This is a genomic window from Alteromonas sp. CI.11.F.A3, assembly GCF_032925565.1.
Classification (GTDB): Bacteria; Pseudomonadota; Gammaproteobacteria; order Enterobacterales; family Alteromonadaceae; genus Alteromonas.
On the sequence record NZ_CP136708.1, the window covers coordinates 506,086 to 529,203 of the forward strand.

The window sequence follows — 23,118 nt, forward strand, 5'->3', positions numbered from 1 at the left end:
TTTTTTCTGTTATGCTAAATTTTCACACATATAAAAATTTGGTCACCCTATGTTCGTTTCTCGAAGCAAATACTTAGAAAAAGAGTCTCAGGCCACGCAACTTGAAAATCGTTATCAAGTTGCCCTAGATAAAATATCAGCCTTAGAGTCTGAAAATGCAGAACTTCATCGACAAGTTACCGAGTTAAGCGATGCCTCAAAGCAAAGTAAAGACGATGCGGTAACACGGTGTTTGGTTAACTCTTTGAACCAAGTGGAAGGTATACGAGAAACCGTATTAGGGTCTTATCAAAAAATAAACGCCGAAGACCAATCAATATCAGACATTAATGAATTGTTTGAGCAGTCCTCCCACGTATTGAGCAAAATTGTTAAAGACATGAGTGGCTTGAATACCCAAATGGTGAGCATGAGCGAGCGCATTTCTGGACTATCAAGCACAGCCGATAATATCAACAAGTTTGTATCTACCATTACCAGTATATCGGATCAAACCAATCTACTGGCGTTGAATGCGGCTATTGAAGCCGCCCGTGCGGGTGATGCTGGTCGAGGATTCAGTGTGGTCGCCGATGAGGTGCGCGCACTAGCTACTGAAACAAATAAATCAGCGACAGAAGTCTCTGAACTAGTCAACGATATTATTCAATCTACGGCGAAAGCAGTTTCAGGTGTTAACGAATTAAGAGGCAATAACGAAGAACTAGAAGAGGGCATTAGTACCCTTAATAGTAGTTATGAAACCATGGTTTCTCATTGCGATAGCATGAAAACGACCATTAATGAGGGTTCGTTAAGCACCTTTATACAAACGGTTAAGCTAGATCACGTAGTGTGGAAGTCAGATGTGTATGCGGTTTTATTTGGTTATAGCGATAAAAAATCAAGTGATCTTGCTGACCACGCGAGTTGCCGTTTAGGAAAGTGGTATAGCGAAAATCAGGGTACCGCTATTGGCAAGTCGTCATCATTCAGAGAATTAGAAACACCTCATGCAGCGGTTCATCGTGCAGGTGTGGCTGCTATTAATGCAAAAGCAGAGGGTGATACTTCAACACTAGAAGCTAAGGTGATTGAAATGGAACGCTCTAGTGAGAAAGTGATGCTGCTATTGGACAAGATAGCGAGCTAACCTGTTTTCTCATATACCTAAATGCGTTTGAAGAGGTATAGACTAAAAGGCTTATATATTGAGCGATGCTTCAATACCCCCTAGCCTCAACGAGGTTGCTGACTTAAAAGCTCAAGTGAAGTTACTTGAGCGACAACTTAAGCGCCAAAAAATAGCGCGGGCAAATGCTGAGTGGTTTTTAGAAAGCTACTCAAGTGATGCCTATTCGGCAACGCAAGCCTTGCGTAAAGCATTACATGAATCGAAAAAAAGAGAGCGAGAATTAATCTTTCTAAATCGCTCTGCTTCCCACCTTAAAACTTCCGATAGCGGGGCGAGTTTCATTTTCTCCGCCATTGAGTCAGCAGTAGAGTTCAGCGATGCCTTTTGTGGTTTAGCCTTCATTACCAAAGCTGGAAAAGTGGTTCAAGGAGATGACAACAAAATTTGGCAAGTAGAGAATGGTTGGGTTGAAGCCAACGATTTTGCCAAGGTTATGTTAGATGAGCTGCCACTGTCTGTCACCGAAGATTATAGCCAATGGTGTGTAAATATCGTTGAAAGGCCTGACAATCATGAAGAGGCTTACGTATTACATTTCATGCAGAACTTGGGCAATGGCGAGCAGGCATGGCTAGCACTACTGACCAAAAACAGCGAACTAGATGAAGAAATGCTGTATGTGCTGGATGCAAATAAGCACTATCTTCAATTTGGTATAGGCTACCGAAGTTCTAAACACGAAATTAAGCATCACAAAGCCGCGCTGTCTTCGATGGAAAAAGACCAACGCTATCTGCAAGAAAAGCTAATAACCGCAGATAAAATGGCCATGTTAGGTCAGTTGGCGGCCGGTATTGCCCACGAAATTAATAATCCGATTGGTTATGTGCGTAGCAACACCTCGGTGGCTGGCGACATCTTTAAGGATTACCAGAGTGCTTTGTCTGAAATAAAGATACTTTGTGAAGATGCTGGTGGAGAAATAGAAGCCCGTTATTTAGCGCTTGAAAACACGTATTCATTAAAAGAGAGCGCCGAGGCTATCTCAGAAATGTTTGAAGAGTCCTCAGAAGGTATCGAAAGAATTATCGATATCGTAAAAGCGCTAAGAGGGTTTTCCTACCCTAGCGGTGGTAAGCGCGTAGCCATTAATGTTGCCGAAGCGATAAACTCAGCCTTACGAATCACGAATAATCTGCACAAGTACAAAAATAAGGTTATATTCACGCCTCCTGAAACCGATATCGAAGTACTAGGCAACGCTGGGCAAATACAGCAAGTACTCGTCAACTTACTCACTAATGCCATCTATGCCACAGACGAAGGAAAATGCATTAAGTTTGTTGTTGAATCGGTAGAAGGCGAGGCGGTCATTACGTTGCAAGATGAAGGCAAAGGTATGACAGAGGAAGTTATCGGCAAAATGTTTACCCCCTTTTTCACCACTAAACCGCCAGGTGATGGTACCGGTCTTGGTATGTCTATTTCACTGACTATTATTGAAGAACATGGCGGCCAATTTGAAGTGGCCAGTGAAATCGATAGGGGCACCACTATTACAGTTCGCTTGCCACTGGCGTAATTTTTTTATTCTTATAATCTTCATTGTTACCGAATCTTTTTCTACTTTAGTATAAATCTAGCCAATAATGTTCTACGCTTCTAGGTAACTATAAAGAAATAGGACGCTCCTATTTACTTTGATACCACTATAGCAATGGATTTTATTAGTGAAGAAAAATCAGTCTGTTACCCAACGCGAATACAAATTCCCATCTCACTACCGCCTTATCTCTTCCACTGACAAACGGGGTGTCATACAACACTGCAATGATGAGTTTGTAGAGGCAAGTGGGTACAACCGAGAAGACCTGATAGGAAAAAACCACAACATTATTCGTCATCCGGATATGCCATCAAGTGTGTTTAAAGAAATGTGGCGAACGTTAGAATCGGGTCAAAGTTGGGCTGGACTCGTTAAAAATAGACGAGAAAACGGCGACCACTATTGGGTGTCAGCATTCGTAACCCCCGTACACGAAAACGGACAAGCGGTGGGTTATGAGTCAGTTAGGGTTCATGCCGCCGATGAAGAAATAACACGAGCATCCGCCATATATGCCAGGTTATCGGCAGGAAAATCGCCAATTCCTTTTGCTGCAAAATTGGGTCAGACACTCTCACCTATGTTACCCATGATAGTGGTAAGTTTACTGCTGTTGGTAGCCATTGGCTTTACGGCGGGTTTGGTACCTCTAGGTGTTACTTTCATTGCACTACTGATTATGATGGTGTGGCAATCGGCAAAAAGCCGGAGTTACTGGCGGGAGTTTCTTTCGTTAAGTCCTGCTAGCTATAGTAATGAACTCGTGGCACAAACGTATTATGCCGATGTTGATTATATTGCTCAGGCTAAGTTAGCGTTAGGCTGTGAACTCGCGCGTACTCGAACGGCCTTAACCCGCATTAAAGATGAATCTGAGGGGTTAGAAGATATTGCAGTCTCAACTCACAGCCAAGCCGAGTTAACCAGTAAAACAATTATTCAGCAAAACCTTGCCACCCAGCAAATTGCCACAGCGGTAACTCAAATGAGTCAAGCTATTCAAGAAGTAGCTGAGCGAGTAGAGAGCAATGCGGTTAGTGCTAAAACTGCCGCGACTAACGTACAAATGGGTAACGACAAAGCTGAAGAAGCGATGCAGGCTATACTGTCATTAAAAGGCGCGGTGGAGTCGATTTCCGATACGGTTACCGAGCTTGCCCAATCCACCAGTGATATAGGCGAAGCGGCTAGCATCATTTCTAGCATTGCTGATCAAACAAACCTGCTAGCACTTAATGCCGCTATAGAAGCCGCCCGCGCTGGCGAACAAGGACGCGGCTTTGCTGTTGTTGCCGATGAAGTTCGTACCTTGGCATCTAAAACTCGGGTGTCCACCGATAAAATTCACAACATTATTCAAGAGCTTGTTGATAGAACAGAACGGGCCGTAAAGGTATCTTCGGAAGGGTTGGTGTCTGCTGAACACGGTAGTGCCATTGTTGAAGAAACCCGAGGCGCGCTACAAGAAATCAATAATGCGGTAAGTGGTATCGCCTCAGCTACCGTTGAAATGTCTTCTGCTGTAGAAGAACAAAGCACCGTGGCTGAGCATATTAATCAGCAGCTCGTCGATGTTGCCAATAGCGCGGAAGCAACGCAGAAGTCATCAGAAGCTTCCCTCAAAGTGGGTCGAGATCTTCGTGATACCGTAAATCAAGTTAACGGGCTAATTGCTCGTTTTAACACGGATAAACGCACAGGATAATCTGTGCTGTTTATCTTTCGCGTGCTTTTAACCTTTTTCTACTTACGTTAGTGCCACTTAAAAGCACGCCAAGCTTTTCTGCTATGCCTATCCGTTGGCTTTAAGCTTTACTACGTCGGCACTCTCATCTTCTAATACACTTTGTGCTGTCGCACCTTTAAAAATTTTGCTCACCTTGTCTTTATTTTTAGACAACATAATAGTGAGTTCTTCAACAAGGCTATCGTCAATGCCCAAGCCCTTTGCTTGAATGTATTCAGCAAGGTTGTCGGCAGCGTCGAGCATCTTATCGTACTGATCTGCTTCTTTTTTATCGGTAGTAACCAATTTTTCTACCCCTTTGTGCGTGACAACATACTGTGTTGTAATGGCCATGGTAGGTCCCCTTAGATGAATAGACCATAAAACTGTACAATATTTAACTGGATAAATAAACAGTATTTGCAGTTTTTTGATTTTATTTTTCTACAACTTAAGTATAGTGACCAAGTACGCTTCGATATATTTTAAAAACGTACGTTGGAAAACAGCTTTCACATCGCCACGTCTATATGCAAAAATTTACCGGCTTCATTCACATTGGTTACCGTTTTTAGCTAACAACACAGCCACGAAGAACAGTAAATTTATCACTAGGCACAAGAATCTTTCTTGCTAGAGCGTGACATCGAGTGCCGAAAATCGGCGTGATTTAGGTGACTTAGATACGAAGAGGATGTAATGAATTCTTCCATTGAGCGAGATATTCGCACGATTCAATCGATAGAAGCTGTTCCACATATAATGAAAATGTTGTCAGATGCCACGGGACTTCGCTTTATTTGCGTCGCCAGAGTGACGGAAGATAATTGGACCATGTGCGCTGTGCTCGATCAGGTAGATTTTAATTTAATACCTGGCGATGAACTCGATATCAAAACCACCTTTTGCAACCAGGTAAGAAAATCTACGAAACCGATTGTGATTGAGCACGCTAAAGAAGATACCGTTTATCGCGAAAGCGAAATCCCCATCATGTATGGATTCGAAAGTTACTTTTCTTATCCCATTTACGACAAAAGCGGTGACTTTTTCGGTACGCTTTGTGGTTTAGATCCACTTCCTGCGGTGTTAAAAACCGATAAAATTGAAAATCAAATAAAGTCTTTCGCCGAGCTGATTTCAAGGCAGATGGAAGTAGATGACCGTCTAGCCGCGGCTGAAACTAATCTCATTAGCGAGCAAGCTGCCGCTAAATTGCGAGAGCAATATATCGCCATTTTAGGTCACGACTTAAGAACACCGTTATCGGCGCTTAAAATGGGGGTCGATTTCCTTGTTGATCACGTCAGTGATGCCACTTCCCAAAAAGTGCTGTCGCGAATGGACAATAGCGCTAGACGTATGACGCGACTCATTAGTGACGTGATGGATTTTACGCACGGGCAAATGGGCAAGGGGATTCAACTAAACGTTAAGCCAGTAAACGATTTACAAAGTGTATTAGCACATACGGTAAGTGAACTATCGGGTTTGCATTCAGACCGAGACATACGTGCAGATATCAATATAGAAGGCACTTTTTCGTGTGACCCAGAGCGTATCAGCCAGTTATTATCTAACTTGCTGATTAACGCCATAGTGCACGGCGATAGAGCGCAGCCTATTAACGTTAACGCGAATATTGAAGAAGAAACACTTACAGTAAGTGTGTCTAATGGGGGTGTCCCAATAAGCGCTGATGTTATCGATAAGCTATTTCACCCATTTTGGCGAAATGAAAACAATAAACAAACCGGTGGCTTGGGTTTAGGTTTGTTTATCGCCTCGCAAATTGCTGAAGCCCATAAAGGCAGCCTGATGGTGCGTTCAGATGAAAATGAAACCGTGTTTTCATTTAAGGCAGCATTGTAAACATGAAGGTTAAGCCTCGCACTTAGCCTTTTTAACCCCGACTGAACCCGCTACCCCCCACCATTCAGCGTATCTAGCCCAATTTCATCAAAACACACACAAACATAAAATTTGCCGGTGATTAATGCTTGTACAAAAGCAGGTATGTGCGTATAATCCGCGCCCTTACAGCCACCCTAACTAGGTTCCTTGTCTCTATACAGTCTGGCTGTACTGTCGAGGCTACAACCGTAAGGAGCAATAATGCGTCATTACGAAATCGTATTTATGGTTCACCCTGATCAGAGTGAACAAGTACCTGGTATGATCGAACGTTATACCACTATTCTTAAGCAAAACGATGGTCAGATTCATCGTTTAGAAGATTGGGGCCGTCGTCAATTGGCATACCCAATTGAAAAGCTGCACAAAGCCCACTATGTATTGATCAATGCTGAAGCGACTGCTGAAGCTGTTGACGAGCTGGAAAATGCTTTCCGCTACAACGACGTTATCTTACGTAACATGGTAATGCGCACTAAAAACGCTGTAACCGAGCCTTCTCCTATGACTAAAGAAGAGCGTCGTGAGCGTCGTGACGATTCTGCACCTCGTACAGAGCGCGCAGAAAGAAGACCTGAATCCACTGAAGATAACGCTTAAGGAGATCACCCATGGCTCGTTTTTTCAGACGTCGTAAATTCTGCCGTTTCACTGCAGATGGTGTGACTGAAATCGATTATAAAGATATCGCTACTCTTAAGAATTATATCACAGAGAGCGGTAAGATTGTCCCTAGCCGTATCACTGGTACAAGCGCAAAATATCAGCGTCAGCTGTCTTCTGCGATTAAGCGCGCACGTTTTCTTGCGTTGCTTCCGTACACTGATTCACACAAGTAATTTGGCGTAATTAAGGGGTAGTTAAGATGAACATCATCCTACTAGATAAAGTCGCCAATCTTGGCGGTCTGGGCGACCAAGTAGCTGTTAAAGCTGGTTACGCTCGTAATTTCCTGTTTCCACAGGGTAAAGCAGTTCCTGCAACTAAAGCGAACGTTGAAAAGTTCGAAGCACGTCGTGCTGAACTTGAAGCGAAAATCGCTGAGCAGCTTGATGCTGCTAATGCACGTGCTGAAAAACTAAATGAACTTGCTGAAGTAACTCTTGCGGCGCCAGCTGGCGACGAAGGTAAACTTTTCGGTTCTATCGGTACGCGTGACATTGCTGATGCAATCACTGCAGCTGGTGTTGAAGTAGCTAAAGCGGAAGTTAAACTTCCTACTGGCACACTTCGCGACACTGGCGAATATGACATCGACTTACAACTTCATTCTGATGTAACCACTTCTATTAAAGTGATCATCATTGCTGAAGCATAAGCGCTGACGTATACGAAAAAACCGCTCTTATGAGCGGTTTTTTTATGTCTAGACGCTTTATATCTGCATGCACCTCAACGCTATACACTTCGCTACTTCCTTTATAAAAAATCACCTTACATTTCTTATTTGCCGTAATTGCCGTATTTGTCATTTTCAAGGTTTGACACGTCTTCCACATTTTATCTCTTACACCAATGTGATCTTCACTCACATCCTCTGGCAATATGTAACGATTTGTTAATTATTTCGTTAAATTAATGATAAATCACGACCGTTGGTCGTCGACAGATTGCTGTTTTTTTCAGCATTAACCGAAAATGTCGGTTAACCCATAAATTGTTCTTAATATAGCTTTAAACTTTTCCTGTATCCCCTGCGACCTATAGTAATCCAAACTACAAAAAGCATAGTGCTTCATTATGGACATTACACGTGCAGCAATAAAAAATGCATCAGGGGTAGGAATTGGCATCGCAATATTGGTTTTTCTTGGGCTATATAGCTTATTCAATTTGCCAGTTCAGCTTTTCCCAGACATTGAACGCCCTAATATCAATATTCAAACCTCTTGGCGAGCAGCGTCTCCACAAGAAATTGAGTCGGAAATAATAGAGCCACAAGAAGAAGTGCTTCAGGGAATACCTGGGTTGGTCTCGATGAATGCGTGGTCGAATCAAGGTAATGCATGGATTAATCTCGAATTCAGTTTGGGTACAGATATGCAGAAAACCCTTATTGAAGTGATAAGCCGCATGAACAGAGTGCCGCCATTACCTAGAGATGCACTATCGCCGAATATAATGCTGGCAGGCAGTGGGGGGGATGCCCCTGCGCTAACTTACTTTTTCATGCAGCGCCTGCCTGGCAATCCCAACGAAATAAACACCTACGTTACTTACTTCTCAGATGTAATAAAACCTCAGCTAGAATCTATCCCCGGGGTTGCCCGTGCACGGATGGAAAGTGGGGTAGGGGGGGAAGAAGAATTCCAAGTTGTTTTCGACCCTTTCAAGGCCGCTCAACTGGGTATTGATTTAACTGCAATCACTACCGCTCTGGGGCAAGCTAACGATGTTTCTGGCGGGTTTGTGGATGTAGGACGGCGGCGATATACCCTGCGTTTTGAGGGGCGTTACGAGCCGCAAAAAATGGGGGAAATGATTTTAGAGTGGCGTGATGGCAGCCCCATTACCCTAAGTGATATTGCAGAGATTACTATTACCCGCGCAGATGGGGCTAATTTTAGCGTGCAAAACGGCAACCCTGCTATTTCTATTCGCGTTGATAGACGTAACGACGCGAATGTTCTCGCCACCCTAGATGCGGTAAAGAAAAAAGTCGCCGAGATAAACAAAACCCACCTCGAAGCAGAGCAACTAATAATGGTTCAGTCCTTTGATGCTTCAATATTCATTAAGCGTGCGGTGCAATTGGTGACCAGTAATCTGTTCATCGGGGTCATGCTAGCTATCGGTATCTTGTGGTTGTTTATGCGCCAACTTAAAGCCACGCTCATTGTCGCACTCGCTATTCCAATCTCTTTACTCAGCACGTTTGTTGTACTTCAAATCACGGGGCGTTCGCTGAACATTATTTCACTTGCGGGCTTAGCCTTTGCTGTAGGAATGGTATTGGATGCCGCCATTGTGGTGTTGGAAAATATTGTTCGCTTAAATAAAAAGGCTATGTGTCGGCAGGAAAGTGCTTATGTAGCCACTAAAGAAGTATTCGGAGCGTTAATGGCTTCGACAGCCACCACGGTCGCCATTTTTATTCCGGTGATGTTCTTAAATGATGTTGAAGGGCAATTGTTTGCAGATTTAGCCTTAACCATCGCTATTGCTGTATGTATGTCATTAGTGGTGGCGGTAACGGTTCTACCTGTTGTGGCCAGCCGTTGGCTTACAGAAGACGTACCCGAAGACAAACTATTGCCAGTATGGAAAGCAATCACAAATAAAATTATGACTTTATCATCAACCGGTATGCGTCGAATTATTGTGGTGGTGGCCTTGATGGGCGTTCCTATCACAGGCAGTTATTTGCTCATGCCATCAATGGATTATTTACCACCAGTTAAGCGAGATGCGGTAGATGCCTTCTTAATGTTACCCGCAGGTGCGAGTGAAAATTTTGTCGCTGAAGAAGTGATCCCCGTCATTGTCGAGCGATTAAAGCCTTACATGGAGGGCGAAAAATCCCCTGCGCTTAAGAACTACTACATCATCACATGGCCCAACGGCGGCACCTTAGGGGTAAGGGCGAAAGATCAGTCTCAAGTAAAAGCATTAGAGGCTATTGTTCGCGATGAGATACTTAAAGATTTACCCGACACTCAAGCATTCGCGCAACAAGGCAACTTGTTTGGTGGCTTTGGTAACGGTCGCTCTATTGATATTCATTTGCAGGGTACTAACCAAGCTATGCTGAGCGTAGCGGCGCAAGCGGGCATTGATAAACTAAGAGATATTTTCCCCAATGCCAATGCGCGGGCAAATCCTCCGTTAGAACAGTCTGAGCCTGAACTGCAATTTTATCCTAACGACAGCCGATTAGTCGAAGTAGGGTTAAGTCGCGGGCGTATGGCGGGCTTAGTGCGCGCAATGGGCGATGGAATGTATGTGGGTGAGTACTTTAATGGCACAAAGCGGATGAATATTATTTTTCGCTCAGAACCATGGTCAACCCCAGAAGAGTTAAGTGCGACGCCCATAATGACCCCTATGGGGGAAGTGGTGCAATTAGGTGAACTTGTCGAGATGAAACGAGCGGTAGGGCCTAGTCGCATCCAGCGTATTGATGGTAAACGCACCCTTACAATCAATTTTAACCCGCCTGACGGTATGAGTTTAGAAGAGGCCATGACGATGATAAAAGCCGATGTTGAACCGGCTATTATGGCGATGATGCCAACCGATGGCGCAATTCACTATGGTGGCAGTGCGGATAGCTTGAAAGGGGCAATTGCCTCGATGGCAGATAACTTCTTGTTTGCCATGCTGTTGCTGCTTCTGTTGATGGCCGGACTATTTAAATCGCTTAAAGACAGCGTCTTAGTGGTGCTGTCTATTCCCCTCGCTACAGTTGGCGGGGTGGCGGCCATTAAAATTATGAATAGTTTTACCTTCCAACCGATGGATTTACTGACCATGATTGGTTTCATTATCTTGCTTGGGCTTGTGGTGAATAATGCCATTTTGTTAGTGCACCAAACCCGATTGGGGCAAGCTCATGGGCTTAATCGTAACGATGCTGTAGAGCAAGCCATTCAACTGCGTCTTCGCCCTATCTTTATGAGCACGCTCACCTCTATTTTCGGCATGCTCCCGCTTTTATTACTTCCTGGTGCTGGCAGCGTGATCTATCGCGGTTTGGCTGCGGTGATTGTGGGAGGGATGTGCATCAGCACAGTGTTCACCTTAGTGTTACTTCCCACGCTACTTAGAATGACAAGAGCCGATTTCGGCTTCAAAGATAAAACAAAAGTTCCGGTGGTTGGTACGCCAGGCGGCATGCCAACAAAAACCGTAAAGCTGAGCAAATTTTCAGATTTCAATTAAAGGATGCAACCACCATGAATATAAAAATAGGCCTAGTAGGCATAAGCGTGTGTTGTTTGTCGCTGAACCTTATTGCACAAGAAGCGGATAAAACGCCTCCACCCATCTTGGTTCAAGTTGATGAAGCCAGAGAAGAGGCGATAACAGCATTAACTTGGGTGCCAGGTACCGTGATGAGTCAAACTGATTCAGATGTCGCCTCTGAAGTTGATGGCCGAATCACGTGGATGGCGAATGTAGGTGACAGTGTTGCGGCGGGCGAAGTTTTAGCCAAAATTGATGATACCCGATTGCAAATTACGCTGAGTCAAAATCAATCCAACATTGCACGATGGCGTGCTCAGGTGACTTTATTTGAAAAGCGCTTAGCACGTTATGAAAACTTGGAAGCCAGCAGAAATACGTCGCGGGGTGAGCTAGAAACCGTAGTGGCTGATTTAGAAAACGCGCGTCAGGAGCTAGAGCAAGCCACGTTGGCAAAAAATTTAACCGAATATCACATTCGCCAAAGTAGTGTAAAAGCACCCTTTACCGCCTTAGTGGTCGACCGCATACAAGCTCCTGGAGAATACACCAGTATTGGTCAAACCCTGATTAGAGTAGTTAACCCTAATAATATAGAGGTGCAGGTGAAGGCGCCGCTTTCCGTATTGCCTTTCATTGAAAGTGGAATGCAAGTTAATGTGCTAAGTAAAACCCACGGGGTAATGGAGTCGGTGCGGGCTATTGTTCCTGTGGGTAATCAAAACTCTCGCATGATGGAAATGCGTATTGCCCTTAAACCCGGAGATTTCCCTATTGGAAGTGCAGTAAGGGTGGCTGTGCCTAGCAGTGAAGAGCATGGTGGTGTAACCATTCCTAGAGATGCGCTAGTTTTACGAAAATCCGGTACCTATATTTATCAACTCAATCAAGATAATGAGGCCCAGCAAGTTAAAGTAGAAACCGGGGTAGGTATGGGGAGTAGAATTGAAGTCTTTGGTGAAGTAGACCCCACGCAACTGGTTGTTATTCGTGGGGCCGAGCGTTTAAAACAAGGTCAAAAGGTGCGTCATGAGTGGGAAGGCGATAGCCTGACAGCGCGCAACTAGCCTTTTCGGCTTATGCGCGCGCACTTATCCCGCCATTCATCATCAATAATGGCTAAGTTTGCCAGTTTGGTCGCTAATTCGACATCGGTTTTAGTGTGTGCACAGCGCATAAGTGTTTGTACATTAACGGTGTCGCCTTCTCTGCTAACCAGGGTTACCGAGTCGCCTACGTTAATTACACCGGTCTTAATCACGCGATAGTACCAACCCGTTATCCCTCGCTCACCAACAAATCTGTCTAGGTTTTGAATATTGAAACGCTGGGATATTTTACTGCATGGTGCTCTAGGTGCACTGACTTGCAGTACAACCTCACCGAACTTCCATACGTCGCCGATATAAACCGTGGCATCGTCCATACCATCCACGCTGATATTTTCCCCAATACTACCAGGCTCGAACTCACCGTCTGGAAAATGCTTACGTAACGTGAAGTAATGAAGGGGGCTAAATTGATGCAAAACCTTTTCAGGTCCGCCATGAAGCTTCTTGTTTGATTGTTGATCTTCGTCGGTACAATCAAGATGGACGGTTAGCTGCGACACGGCACTTTTTACAATACTGCTTGGGGCACCTCGCGGGCCAAGTGGTTGAGGCTGACCGGCGAATAAAGCATCCACTTTCAAGGGTGAGGACATACAAACTCCAAAAATAAGTTTTGCTAATTTAAACCTTTATCGCATAGGGTACGACTAACCTTTTAAGAATAACAAGATGGTAAGCCAAAAATGTCGAAAAAATCGGTTTACGAAAAAAAATGAGATTGTCATGGAGCGCACTTTAGCAAAGGTTACCAACCTGACTAGTGACGATGAAAGCCAGCGCGAAGCCGCGGTTATTCTCGCGGCTAAACAGGGTGATAAAGTGGCCTACAAAACCTTGTACCATAATCATGTCGGGCGAGTGTACGCACTGTGTTTTCGTTTAACCGGCGACCGTGGTCTCGCCGAAGACGCCACACAAGAAGTGTTTATTCAGTTATGGTCAAAGTTAGACAGATTCGATGGACAAAGCCAGTTTTCAACTTGGCTACATAGTGTATCAGCCAATGTGACCGTGTCGTATTTACGTAAGCAGCGCAATTGGGTGCAACGTATGTTTAATATTGAAACCAGTCCAGCGATGGAAATGCCAGCAGAGGCAGACAGTAGCCAAGTCGATTTAGAAGCATTAGTGGTTAGATTGCCACAAAGAGCACGAATGGTATTCGTACTGCACGCCATTGAAGGCTATCGGCATGAAGATATTGCACAAATGTTAGATATGGCAGTTGGAACCAGCAAAGCCCAGTTTCATCGCGCTAAACAACTGCTAAAAACCTGGATGGGGTGTGAAGATGAATAAGTTTGATAAAGCCTTAGATGCTGAGATTCAACGCCTACCGAAAACCCGTGAGCCTGAAAGAGATTTATGGCGTGGTATTGAATTGTCACTACACAGCCAAGAAAGTAGCGGTGCCGATAATAATGAGCTACATAACGCGCCCCTGGGGCAAGAGAAGCCTAGTACCGTTACTCGCTTATCTACCAAACCATGGTTGGCTATGGCGGCAAGTGCCATGCTGGTCAGTGTTATTTGGTTTTTCTCACCTGCTTTTACTAGTGGTGAAACGAGCGATGAGCAACCTAAGCTTTCAGGTTATGCGTTAGTTGATGCACTAAGTGAGCAGCAGGATGATCAGATGAGCACATTGCTAGCAAGTTACGACAGTGCGCCAGAACTAAGTGAAAACTGGCAGGCGCAATTAAAAGAGTTAGACGATGCTGCTGGCGTGATAAAAGCAGCATTAAAAGATGATCCAAACAATCGAGCACTATTAAAGATGTTGAAACATGTATATCAACAGCAAATCACATTGATTGAGCGAGTGCACGCGCCCAAATGGCAACAAATTTAAGGAGTTTTATTATGACTATCATTCGCAAAACCTTAGCTAGTGTACTTTTTCATGGTGTGCTTTTAAGTAGCACAATGTTGGCGTTGACTGCGCATGCAGGTGAGAAAATAGACCGCGTACTTGATGCCCCCAATAATGTGAAAATCGATATAGAGCACGTTAACGGTGACGCTGAAATTAGAGGCTGGGATAAACCGCAAGTACACGTTACTGGGGAACTGGGTGACAACACAGATGAATTTATCTTTGAGCAACGTGGCAATGTTATTGTTATTCATGTTGAAGTGGAGCGTAGCGGCAAGCACTGGTGGAAAAACAAAGATGAAGGTGATGACCTCGTTATTTTTGTGCCTAAATCTAGCGACGTTAACTACACCGCGGTTAATGCCGATGTGCAAATAAACGACATAGTCCAAAGTGTTAATGTTGAAGTGGTAAACGGAGATGTTGAATTAACCGATATTGGAAAGCGCGTTAAAGTAGAATCGGTAAACGGTGACATTACGTTGAACAATGTTAAAGGAAAACTGGATATTGAAACGGTGAATGGCGATGTGGAAGCCGTTCATTCCGGCAAGGAAAATGTGACGTTTCTTGCCGTTAATGGTGACTTAAGGTTAAGTACCACCAGCCCTGACGTAGCCGTGGAAACCGTCAATGGAGGCATTGATTTAACCTTAGAGAAAATAGATTCTCTTAGTGTGACCACTGTGAATGGCACCACGAATGCGCGCTTGCACTTAAACGAAAATGGGCGACTGAAAGCCAGTTCGGTAGGCGGGGAATTACGTTTTAACCTTCAACCTGAAGTATCGGCACAATTTGATATTGAGACGCATGCAGGTGGCAAGATTATTAATAACGTAAGTAGTGATGCAGTTAAAAAACCAAAATACGGCCCTAGCAGTTGGCTACGATTTATTAATAATGGTGGTTCTGCAAACGTTGATATCTCAACAGTAAACGGGCGTATCACCTTGGATACGCAGTAGCGGCAAGGGTCGAGGTAATGAAAACATAGGCGTTTTTGCTTGAAAAAAGCACTAACGCCCCCATACATAGATTAAGTTAGGGCAGATTGCTATCAGGTTGCTATTCAGTTAGCGCTCGATTGCGACATGGTGCTACACCATATTTCGCATAATTCACACGCAATTAATCTGTCCGCCGCAGTTTTGTGTCTATTTACCCCACGCTAGTGAACGTAACCTTTCTCCCCACGTCAAAATAGCAAAGTCGATATCCGCAAATAGCGCTAAATAATCAATAATTAGGGAAAGAGCTTTGAATATTCTTAGCCATTTAAAACGCTTTTGGCGCTTTCACGGCCTTATAGCCGGCGCGATAAGCATCAGCGTATTAACATTAGGATGCGCAGTACAAGATCCTGCTTTTTTTGAAGGTACATGGGTGGTAACCCAAGCTTACCAGCCAGGTATCTCAGCACACAGCGCTACAGAAGCTAACGATGTGTTAGGCAGTTCGTTAGTTTACCATGCAGATGGCGCACAACTGAATCAGCAGGCATGTGAGTCTCCTACGTATACTGAGGAAAAAATTGATTCCGACCAAATAGCCACTAATTTTAAAATAGAGGGCAACGCGTTAGGTTTCGATGATGGTAAAATTACGCAGGTCGAGCTTTCGTGTGCTAATGGCCCACAGGCGTTAGGTTCAGTGCTGTTGTTTCAAGAGCACAATGTTGCTTATACCGTTTTTGATGGCACTTTTTTCCGCATTGAAAAAACGATCTAAATTAACCTTCATTTATGGTCCTCTTCTTTATTGTTCAACGATGCGCAAAAGCGCATAATAGTCGGCCGTGCTTCAAGTAAACAGAATAGGTAGTGTAAGTGGTATCCCCTCCAAAAGGCGATAATAATGTAGAGAAGTTGAAAGTTCCTCCTCATAGTATTGAGGCCGAACAGTCTGTTCTTGGCAGTATGCTTATAGATCCAGAAAGTTGGGACAAAGTAGCGGAACTCGTTACTGATACCGACTTTTATAACCGCTCGCATCAAACCATTTATAGCGCCATTACTCGTTTGTTAAATAGAAGCGCGCCAGTCGACCTTATTACCGTATCGGAAGAGCTTGAAAAGCACGATGAACTTGAAAATGCAGGTGGCTTTGCTTATCTCGGTGAACTCGCTAAAAATACACCAAGTTCTGCGAACGTGGTGTCATATGCACAAATTATCAGTGAACGTGCAATTACACGTGAGCTTATTGGTGTGGCTCATGAAATCGCGGAAGTCGGATATAACCCCGAAGGTCGAGACAGCGCTGACATTCTCGACTTAGCCGAAAGCAAAGTATTTGAAATTGCAGAGCGCCGCACCGGTGAAAATGAAGGTCCTCGCGATGTAGAAGCGGTACTGGGTAAAACCATCGACCGTCTTGAAGTGTTGGTTAAGACCAATAAAGAAGTGACGGGTGTCACTACCGGCTTCACCGACTTAGATAAAAAGACCAGTGGTTTGCAGCCTTCAGACTTAATTATTGTTGCTGCTCGTCCTTCAATGGGTAAAACCACCTTTGCGATGAACTTGGTTGAAAATGCCATGATGTCTGAGGAAAAGCCGGTATTAGTGTTTAGTTTAGAGATGCCTTCTGAACAAATCATGATGCGTATGCTGGCATCACTTAGCCGAGTGGATCAAACCAAAATTCGTACCGCTCAGTTGGATGACGAAGATTGGGCACGCATTTCTAACACCATGGCGATGTTGAAAGACAAAGACAGATTATTTGTTGATGATTCATCTGGCCTTACCCCCATGGATGTTAGAAGCCGAGCGCGTAAACTCGCTCGTGAACGTGGTGGAATAAGCTTGATCATGATTGATTACCTTCAACTTATGCGCGTACCTTCATTAAGTGATAACAGAACCTTAGAAATTGCTGAAATTTCCCGCTCACTTAAAGCATTAGCAAAAGAGTTGGAAGTGCCAGTGGTAGCCCTATCGCAGCTTAACCGAAGCCTAGAGCAACGGGCCGATAAACGGCCAGTAAACTCAGACTTGCGTGAATCGGGCTCTATCGAGCAGGATGCCGACCTTATTATGTTTATCTACCGTGATGAGGTTTATCACGAGAACAGTGAAGAGAAGGGCGTAGCAGAGATTATTATTGGTAAACAACGTAATGGTCCTATTGGAACCAGCCGTCTTACCTTCCAAGGCCAGTTCTCTCGTTTTGACAATTATGCTGGTCCAGCAATGCCTGACGAATATTAACCTAGTAGAAACGTTTGCTATCGATGCATAGCGATAAGGTTAATTGTTGGAATGAGCAGAAATGAGTAATAAAAAAGGCGCCAATTAGGCGCCTTTTTTGTGTCTGAGGGAAGCTTACTTCTCTTCAGGAACCTTAACAGTATCTTTAACAGTCACAGAGATGCGACGGTTAACACGATGTGCTTCGGCATTTTTAGCTGTATCTAGTAAACGAGTCTCACCGTAACCAACAGTTTCTAAACGGCTAGCGTCGATATCGTACATGTCTACCATTACTTCTTTGAAAGATGCAGCACGGTCTTCTGAAAGATCCATGTTGTATGCTTCAGAACCTGGTGCAGAAGTGTGACCTTCAATTACCGCAGTAGTGTTAGTGTACTGTTTCATGAACTCAGCAAATTCAGAGATTTCTGGGTCACGAGGTGCTTTAACAACAGAGCTTTCATTGTCGAAAAGAACGCGTAGTGTAATTTCTACTGTTTCTTCGTCAAATACTGTACAACCTTTAGCGTCAACTTTAACGCCAGCAGCTGTGTCTGGGCACATGTCTTTTGAATCTACAACGCCATCGTTGTCAGCATCTTTAAGTGCACAACCTTTAGCATCAACAACAGTACCTGCTGGAGTGTTAGGACACTGGTCTACACTGTTAAGCACGCCATCGTTGTCGTTATCAACGCTACAACCAGTTGCATCAACACGAACACCAGCTGGAGTCATAGGACACTGGTCACGGCTGTCGATTACGCCATCGTTGTCAGCATCTTTAGGCGCAGACGGAGTAGATTTACCGAAAGGAATCGCTAAACCAACTTTTACGCTGTAATCGTTATAGTCTTCACCAAAGTCATGGTAAGTAGCAATCTCTGTAACAATCTTAACAGACTCAGAGATATCCCAGTGTTTACCAATACCGATGTTACCTAGTGTGGTTGATTCGCCTACTGATTGACGTTTAACACCACCGAATAAGTACCATGCATCGTTAGGCATGAAGTAAAGTGCATCAACACCTACCATTTCGCCATCATCGCTAGAACCACCAACGTAGTCTAGTTCTAGAGCAGTAAATTCAACACGTGCTGCCCAGCTTTGAGTGAAGCGGAAACCGTACTCGAATGATACGCCTTGGCCGTCATCTAGTACTTCAGTAGTAGGACGTTCAACGTCAGTGTTGTAATAAAGGCCAGAAATACCAAACCAGTTTTTATACTCTGGCTCAGAAGAATCTTGTGCAAAGGTAGTTGATGAAAGTACGGCAAGCGAAAGTGCCGCTAATTTAAAGTGTTTTTTCATAGTCACATCCTGTTAAACGTTGAGTGATTATCGATTTATGATAATTCTAGCTTGTGCTTAGTTGTTCTAAGCAATTAATATGCCATTTTGTTATATAGGCGATGTCGCTAGCCCTTGTAATGTGGCAATAATCGTTCGTTGGCCGCCAATATCTCGGTGCTCGCCTAGCATGATGCCCTGCCAAGTACCAAGTTGTAGCCTCCCTTTCTCCACCGGTATTGAAACCTGACACCCCAGCAGACTTGATTTCAAGTGAGCCGGCATATCATCACTACCTTCGTAAGTATGCCGGAAAAAGGGCAAGTTTTCTTTTACACTATAGTTAAAGAAGGCCTCCATATCCGACCTAACCGTCGGATCTGCATTTTCATTTATTGTAAGGCTAGCACTGGTGTGTTGGAGCCATAAATGAAGAAGACCTACCTCAATATTTTGCAGCATGGGTAAAGCGCTAATTATATACTCTGTTACTATATGAAAGCCACGAGGAAATTCAGGTAGTGTAATTTTTTCAGAGTACCAGGAATTATTTGTCAAAGCAGATCTCTAAATGCGCCAATCCTTCATCACACATAAACGGAAGAATGATTTTCGCGCCGCTGACCTGATGGCTGATGGTATGCTGCTTACCAGACACAACAATAGGTGTCGCCATTCCAAATTCAAACCCACGCTCTGCAAGGTCGCGTTTTGCCGCTCCGCATATCATATTAGTGACTTCGCCAACCATATCCCCAACTTCCGCATCAAGTTTTTCAGGGCGCTCTCCAACCATGCGTTCCATAATGGTAAGGGCAAGTGATTCTTCAAAGGTAATCGACATAGAGCCGCGTACACTTGGGCCAACCATACCGATTAACCCAGACACATCGCCTTTAGCTACATCGCCTTGCTTGCGTTTGGGTTTACCCGGAGTAAGTTTGGTTTGCGCCATGGTCTCTAATACATTAAGTAAACCAGAGATAAACGGATTAACGAATTCAGCATTCATGGGAGTGCTCCTTTGCAACGGTATTTTCCGTTTGTTGACAATCAGCACAAAGACCATGCGCTTCTATTGTTTGTTTAGACACTTTGAAGCCGTTGGCCTCTGCCTGACTATCTAATGTTTCTTTCAAACCTTCAGACTGTATCTCTGCAACGTCACCACAACTGTCGCAAATAAGGAACTGAACAGGGTGGTTGCAACCAAAATGATAACAGGCTACGAATGCATTGGTCGACTCAAGACGATGAATAAAACCGAAATCGAGTAAAAAATCGAGGGCTCGGTAAACGGTGGCAGGTTTTGCACCGGACTCAGTCTCTTTTAGCGCATCTAGCAAATCGTAGGCCCCCATTGGACCGTGCTTTGCGACTAATATTTCGTACACTTTCTCTCTAAGAGGGGTAAATCTAGCGCCTCTTTGTTCGCAGTATGCGCGAGCCTTGTGGATAAGCGTGGCTTTATTCATTTATTGCTACCGTGGCTATTTTACTAATTATATTGGTAATGGCGTCATTAATGACAGATGTTTACCCGCTTTATTTACTCTACGCTGGCGTACATATGTGCAATTAATTGGTCCTCTAAAGCAAAGCGCTCTTCAAGAGTTTCACCAATATTCGCAAGTTCACTGTCAAAAACAGCCGCTTGTTCAATAGTAAGTGCCTCTGCGAATTTATCATTAAATTGTAGGGCTGAGTCAGTGGTTTGCGTAAGTTTTGGGTAAAGACGCTGTTTTAACGCTTTTCCTTCTGCTTCATCGTCAACCAACATATCAAAGACTTCAAAGTGCCCAGCGGAAAGGTAATCCATTAGGTTTTCACAAAAATTAGCGATGTCATTTGCTTCAGGCAATGACTCGCCTTGCTGGTCTAAACCGGCTAAATGGCAATAGGACACCAGCAGTGACTGTCTGGCTAACAGCCAATTATCGACAGTGTCACTTTTGCCGCCCCATTTTACTTTTACCTTCTCTAACTGCTGTAACATTTCATGATCCTTTCAATCAGCGCTTTTTATTAATTCAGCACCTGCTATTTACCAGCATTTTAACCTAGTATAACACTCAGCCTATACGACACAAATTGAACCCACTTCGTTGTCGCAATTAAATATATGTTATCTTACCTTGTATATCTTTAATGGTTGGATGACAGTTTTATGATGATAAAGCGCAGCGATAGTGAAATCGAGACTGAGATTGGGCAATGGATCATTTTTTCCAAGGGTCGCATTGTCATTCGTAAAGGCGAAATAAACGTTCCTTTAGCGCATATCAATGAATTTACCTTTCTTGAAAACTATCGCGAAGAGATTCATCAACTCCCTCCATTACATGAGTCAGCTCATAAAAATGAACCTGTCTTTGTTGTCGACCTTGGTGCTGAAACCATAGAAGACGAACAATGGGAGTCGGTGTCATTACGACAATTATTGTTTGAGCAACAAGATATCGGTTTTTCAGTCATAGGTCGGGCGTGGCAGTATGTCCATTTTTTAAGAACGCATCAGTTTTGTGGTCAATGTGGTTCACATACCGAAAGAGTGAATTGGGAAATGGCCGTGCATTGCCATCGCTGCCATCACAGAAGTTACCCTCGTGTATCACCATGCATCATTGTTTCAATACACAATAATGAAAAATTGCTATTGGCAAAAGGCGTTAGGCACAAAGAAGCGAATATGTATTCAACCCTTGCTGGTTTTGTAGAAAGCGGCGAAAGTTTAGAAGAAGCCGTTCACAGGGAAGTATTCGAAGAGGTGGGGGTAAAAGTTAAGAACTTACGCTACATCGATAGCCAGCCATGGCCATTCCCGCATTCTATAATGGTTGGATTTATTGCTGAGTATGAGAGTGGTGAAATTCGGTGTCAGGAAAATGAAATTGATGATGCACAGTGGTTTAGTGTTGATGCATTGCCAACCATTCCACCGCCATTCTCTATTGCAGGCCAACTCATTGCCAAAACACTGTCGCAATTAGAAGACAAATAAAAAACCCTGCCGAAGCAGGGTTTCAATGAGTTTAGCACGGTCCCTTTGCGGGCTTCTTTGTCGTTGCTGTATCTATTAGTAGCAAACACTTACTATTAGTGCAAGCCCCTTTTTCAAGTATTGTTCGTCGCATTATTATGGGCAAGTATCGCAAGTTGCCAAATTAAGACAGCTTTTTAGCACAAAATGAAATGAATGCTGGTATAATTTCGCCGTTTTGTTTTTCTAATTTCAGGTGAATATATGTCGCAAAAAGCTACCAGTGCTGCTAAACCCGCTTTAAAGAATGATCGTTACCTACGGGCTTTATCAAAGCAACCTGTCGATGTCACCCCTGTATGGATGATGCGACAAGCTGGCCGCTATTTACCTGAATATAAAGCAACGCGAGCAGTCGCCGGCGACTTTATGTCGTTATGCAAAAATGCGGAGCTTGCCTGTGAGGTGACTTTACAGCCTCTTCGTCGTTTTCCACTAGATGCCGCTATTTTATTTTCAGACATTCTAACGATTCCTGATGCGATGGGCTTAGAGCTTTATTTCGAAACTGGCGAAGGCCCGCGTTTTAAAAAGCCAATTACCTGTAAAGCCGATGTCGATAAAATTGGTTTGCCGGACCCAGAAGGTGAACTGCAGTATGTAATGAATGCAGTGCGCACCATCCGCCGTGAACTAAATGGCGACGTGCCTTTAATTGGTTTTTCTGGCAGTCCTTGGACGCTTGCTACTTATATGGTGGAAGGTGGCTCAAGTAAGGCCTTCACTAAAATCAAAAAAATGGCGTTTGCTGAACCGGCTATCTTACATGCCTTACTAGAGAAGCTGGCTGATTCCGTAACGGAATACCTCAATGCTCAAATTGCAGCAGGTGCACAATCAGTCATGATATTCGATACGTGGGGCGGTGTGTTGTCACCACGTGATTATAAAGACTTTTCATTGCAATATATGGCGCGTATTGTTGATGGACTTACCCGTGAAGCCGATGGAAGAAAAGTACCGGTTACTTTGTTTACCAAAAACGGCGGCATGTGGTTAGAGTCAATTGCTGCTACAGGTTGTGATGCGGTAGGCCTTGATTGGACGATTGATATTGCTGAAGCACGTGCACGTATTGGTGACAAGGTAGCACTACAAGGCAATATGGACCCTTCCATGCTTTATGCTTCGCCGGAAAGAATTCGTGAAGAAGTTGGCACTATTCTATCGGGTTATGGTGAAGGCTCTGGCCATGTATTCAATCTAGGTCACGGTATTCACTTAGATGTGCCACCAGAAAATGCAGGTGTGTTTGTGAATTCAGTTCACGAACTCAGCGCGCCTTATCATAAGTAGTTATATTCGTAGCTAAATGTTTAGCTACGACTCGCCAAC

Annotated in this window: 23 protein-coding genes; 16 read left to right on the plus strand and 7 right to left on the minus strand. The window is 44.0% G+C overall.

Features of this window, described 5'->3' with window-relative positions; translation table 11 throughout:
• Positions 1–49: 49 nt before the first annotated feature.
• From R1T43_RS02195 to R1T43_RS02205, 3 genes are all read left to right on the plus strand, one after another.
• Positions 50–1,132, plus strand: coding sequence for a methyl-accepting chemotaxis protein (locus R1T43_RS02195; RefSeq protein ID WP_317352435.1), 1,083 nt, complete (start codon positions 50–52; stop codon positions 1,130–1,132).
• Between the two features lie 58 nt (positions 1,133–1,190).
• Positions 1,191–2,696, plus strand: a complete 1,506-nt coding sequence (locus R1T43_RS02200) for a sensor histidine kinase (RefSeq protein ID WP_317352438.1) — start codon at positions 1,191–1,193, stop codon at positions 2,694–2,696.
• Between the two features lie 148 nt (positions 2,697–2,844).
• Positions 2,845–4,425: a methyl-accepting chemotaxis protein gene (locus R1T43_RS02205; protein ID WP_211070103.1), complete on the plus strand. Its 1,581-nt coding sequence runs from the start codon at positions 2,845–2,847 to the stop codon at positions 4,423–4,425.
• Between the two features lie 87 nt (positions 4,426–4,512).
• Here R1T43_RS02205 and R1T43_RS02210 read toward each other — a convergent pair whose 3' ends face one another.
• Complete coding sequence (locus R1T43_RS02210; RefSeq protein WP_211070102.1) at positions 4,513–4,800, minus strand: YebG family protein; 288 nt, start codon at positions 4,798–4,800, stop codon at positions 4,513–4,515.
• Between the two features lie 345 nt (positions 4,801–5,145).
• Here R1T43_RS02210 and R1T43_RS02215 point away from each other — a divergent pair, with 345 nt between their 5' ends.
• The 6 genes from R1T43_RS02215 (at position 5,146) to R1T43_RS02240 (ending at position 12,332) form a co-directional block, all read left to right on the plus strand.
• A complete protein-coding gene (locus tag R1T43_RS02215; protein ID WP_317352444.1) occupies positions 5,146–6,318 on the plus strand; it encodes a HAMP domain-containing sensor histidine kinase in 1,173 nt (390 codons plus the stop codon).
• A gap of 243 nt (positions 6,319–6,561) precedes the next feature.
• Complete coding sequence (gene rpsF, locus R1T43_RS02220; RefSeq protein WP_013786398.1) at positions 6,562–6,960, plus strand: 30S ribosomal protein S6; 399 nt, start codon at positions 6,562–6,564, stop codon at positions 6,958–6,960.
• An 11-nt stretch (positions 6,961–6,971) separates the two neighbouring features.
• On the plus strand, positions 6,972–7,199 hold the full coding sequence (gene rpsR, locus R1T43_RS02225; protein WP_013786397.1) for a 30S ribosomal protein S18: 228 nt from the start codon (positions 6,972–6,974) through the stop codon (positions 7,197–7,199).
• 26 nt (positions 7,200–7,225) lie between these two features.
• Positions 7,226–7,678, plus strand: coding sequence for a 50S ribosomal protein L9 (rplI, locus tag R1T43_RS02230; RefSeq protein WP_013786396.1), 453 nt, complete (start codon positions 7,226–7,228; stop codon positions 7,676–7,678).
• 422 nt (positions 7,679–8,100) lie between these two features.
• Complete coding sequence (locus R1T43_RS02235; protein WP_317352453.1) at positions 8,101–11,241, plus strand: efflux RND transporter permease subunit; 3,141 nt, start codon at positions 8,101–8,103, stop codon at positions 11,239–11,241.
• Positions 11,242–11,255: 14 nt separating this feature from the next.
• Complete coding sequence (locus tag R1T43_RS02240) at positions 11,256–12,332, plus strand: efflux RND transporter periplasmic adaptor subunit (protein ID WP_317352455.1); 1,077 nt, start codon at positions 11,256–11,258, stop codon at positions 12,330–12,332.
• On the opposite strand, the gene R1T43_RS02245 is transcribed toward R1T43_RS02240, so the two are convergent.
• On the minus strand, positions 12,329–12,970 hold the full coding sequence (locus R1T43_RS02245; protein ID WP_317352458.1) for an MOSC domain-containing protein: 642 nt from the start codon (positions 12,968–12,970) through the stop codon (positions 12,329–12,331). The two genes, R1T43_RS02240 and R1T43_RS02245, sit on opposite strands and share 4 nt — an antisense overlap.
• A gap of 130 nt (positions 12,971–13,100) precedes the next feature.
• Here R1T43_RS02245 and R1T43_RS02250 point away from each other — a divergent pair, with 130 nt between their 5' ends.
• The 5 genes from R1T43_RS02250 to dnaB all read left to right on the plus strand — a co-directional run bounded on the left by R1T43_RS02250 (position 13,101) and on the right by dnaB (position 17,468).
• Positions 13,101–13,676, plus strand: a complete 576-nt coding sequence (locus R1T43_RS02250) for an RNA polymerase sigma factor (protein ID WP_057796542.1) — start codon at positions 13,101–13,103, stop codon at positions 13,674–13,676.
• Complete coding sequence (locus R1T43_RS02255) at positions 13,669–14,229, plus strand: hypothetical protein (RefSeq protein ID WP_317352463.1); 561 nt, start codon at positions 13,669–13,671, stop codon at positions 14,227–14,229. The genes R1T43_RS02250 and R1T43_RS02255 overlap by 8 nt, the downstream gene beginning before the upstream one ends.
• An 11-nt stretch (positions 14,230–14,240) precedes the next feature.
• The gene (locus tag R1T43_RS02260) at positions 14,241–15,221 is read left to right on the plus strand and encodes a hypothetical protein (protein ID WP_317352465.1); all 981 of its coding nucleotides are present in this window, start codon (positions 14,241–14,243) and stop codon (positions 15,219–15,221) included.
• A gap of 292 nt (positions 15,222–15,513) precedes the next feature.
• Complete coding sequence (locus R1T43_RS02265; RefSeq protein ID WP_317352466.1) at positions 15,514–15,984, plus strand: hypothetical protein; 471 nt, start codon at positions 15,514–15,516, stop codon at positions 15,982–15,984.
• A 98-nt stretch (positions 15,985–16,082) separates the two neighbouring features.
• Positions 16,083–17,468, plus strand: a complete 1,386-nt coding sequence (dnaB, locus tag R1T43_RS02270) for a replicative DNA helicase (RefSeq protein WP_013786388.1) — start codon at positions 16,083–16,085, stop codon at positions 17,466–17,468.
• Between the two features lie 114 nt (positions 17,469–17,582).
• Here the strand turns inward: dnaB and R1T43_RS02275 are convergent, their stop codons facing one another.
• From R1T43_RS02275 to rsd, 5 genes are all read right to left on the minus strand, one after another.
• Positions 17,583–18,764: an OmpA family protein gene (locus R1T43_RS02275; protein WP_211070094.1), complete on the minus strand. Its 1,182-nt coding sequence runs from the start codon at positions 18,762–18,764 to the stop codon at positions 17,583–17,585.
• A gap of 90 nt (positions 18,765–18,854) precedes the next feature.
• A complete protein-coding gene (locus R1T43_RS02280) occupies positions 18,855–19,301 on the minus strand; it encodes a secondary thiamine-phosphate synthase enzyme YjbQ (RefSeq protein WP_211070093.1) in 447 nt (148 codons plus the stop codon).
• Positions 19,291–19,755 (minus strand): chemotaxis protein CheX, encoded by a 465-nt coding sequence (locus R1T43_RS02285; RefSeq protein WP_211070092.1) that lies wholly within the window; start codon positions 19,753–19,755, stop codon positions 19,291–19,293. The genes R1T43_RS02280 and R1T43_RS02285 overlap by 11 nt, the downstream gene beginning before the upstream one ends.
• Positions 19,745–20,218 carry a transcriptional repressor gene (locus R1T43_RS02290; protein WP_057795573.1) on the minus strand — a complete coding sequence of 158 codons (474 nt, stop codon included), beginning with the start codon at positions 20,216–20,218 and terminating at the stop codon, positions 19,745–19,747. Before R1T43_RS02290 ends, R1T43_RS02285 begins: the two co-directional genes overlap by 11 nt.
• A gap of 74 nt (positions 20,219–20,292) precedes the next feature.
• Positions 20,293–20,739, minus strand: a complete 447-nt coding sequence (rsd, locus tag R1T43_RS02295; protein ID WP_057795575.1) for a sigma D regulator — start codon at positions 20,737–20,739, stop codon at positions 20,293–20,295.
• A 171-nt stretch (positions 20,740–20,910) separates the two neighbouring features.
• Between rsd and nudC the strand changes: the two genes are divergently transcribed.
• Together nudC and hemE are read left to right on the plus strand one after the other, a co-directional pair.
• Positions 20,911–21,744 (plus strand): NAD(+) diphosphatase, encoded by an 834-nt coding sequence (gene nudC / locus R1T43_RS02300; protein WP_317352474.1) that lies wholly within the window; start codon positions 20,911–20,913, stop codon positions 21,742–21,744.
• Between the two features lie 243 nt (positions 21,745–21,987).
• On the plus strand, positions 21,988–23,079 hold the full coding sequence (gene hemE, locus R1T43_RS02305) for a uroporphyrinogen decarboxylase (RefSeq protein ID WP_013786381.1): 1,092 nt from the start codon (positions 21,988–21,990) through the stop codon (positions 23,077–23,079).
• Positions 23,080–23,118: the final 39 nt, after the last annotated feature.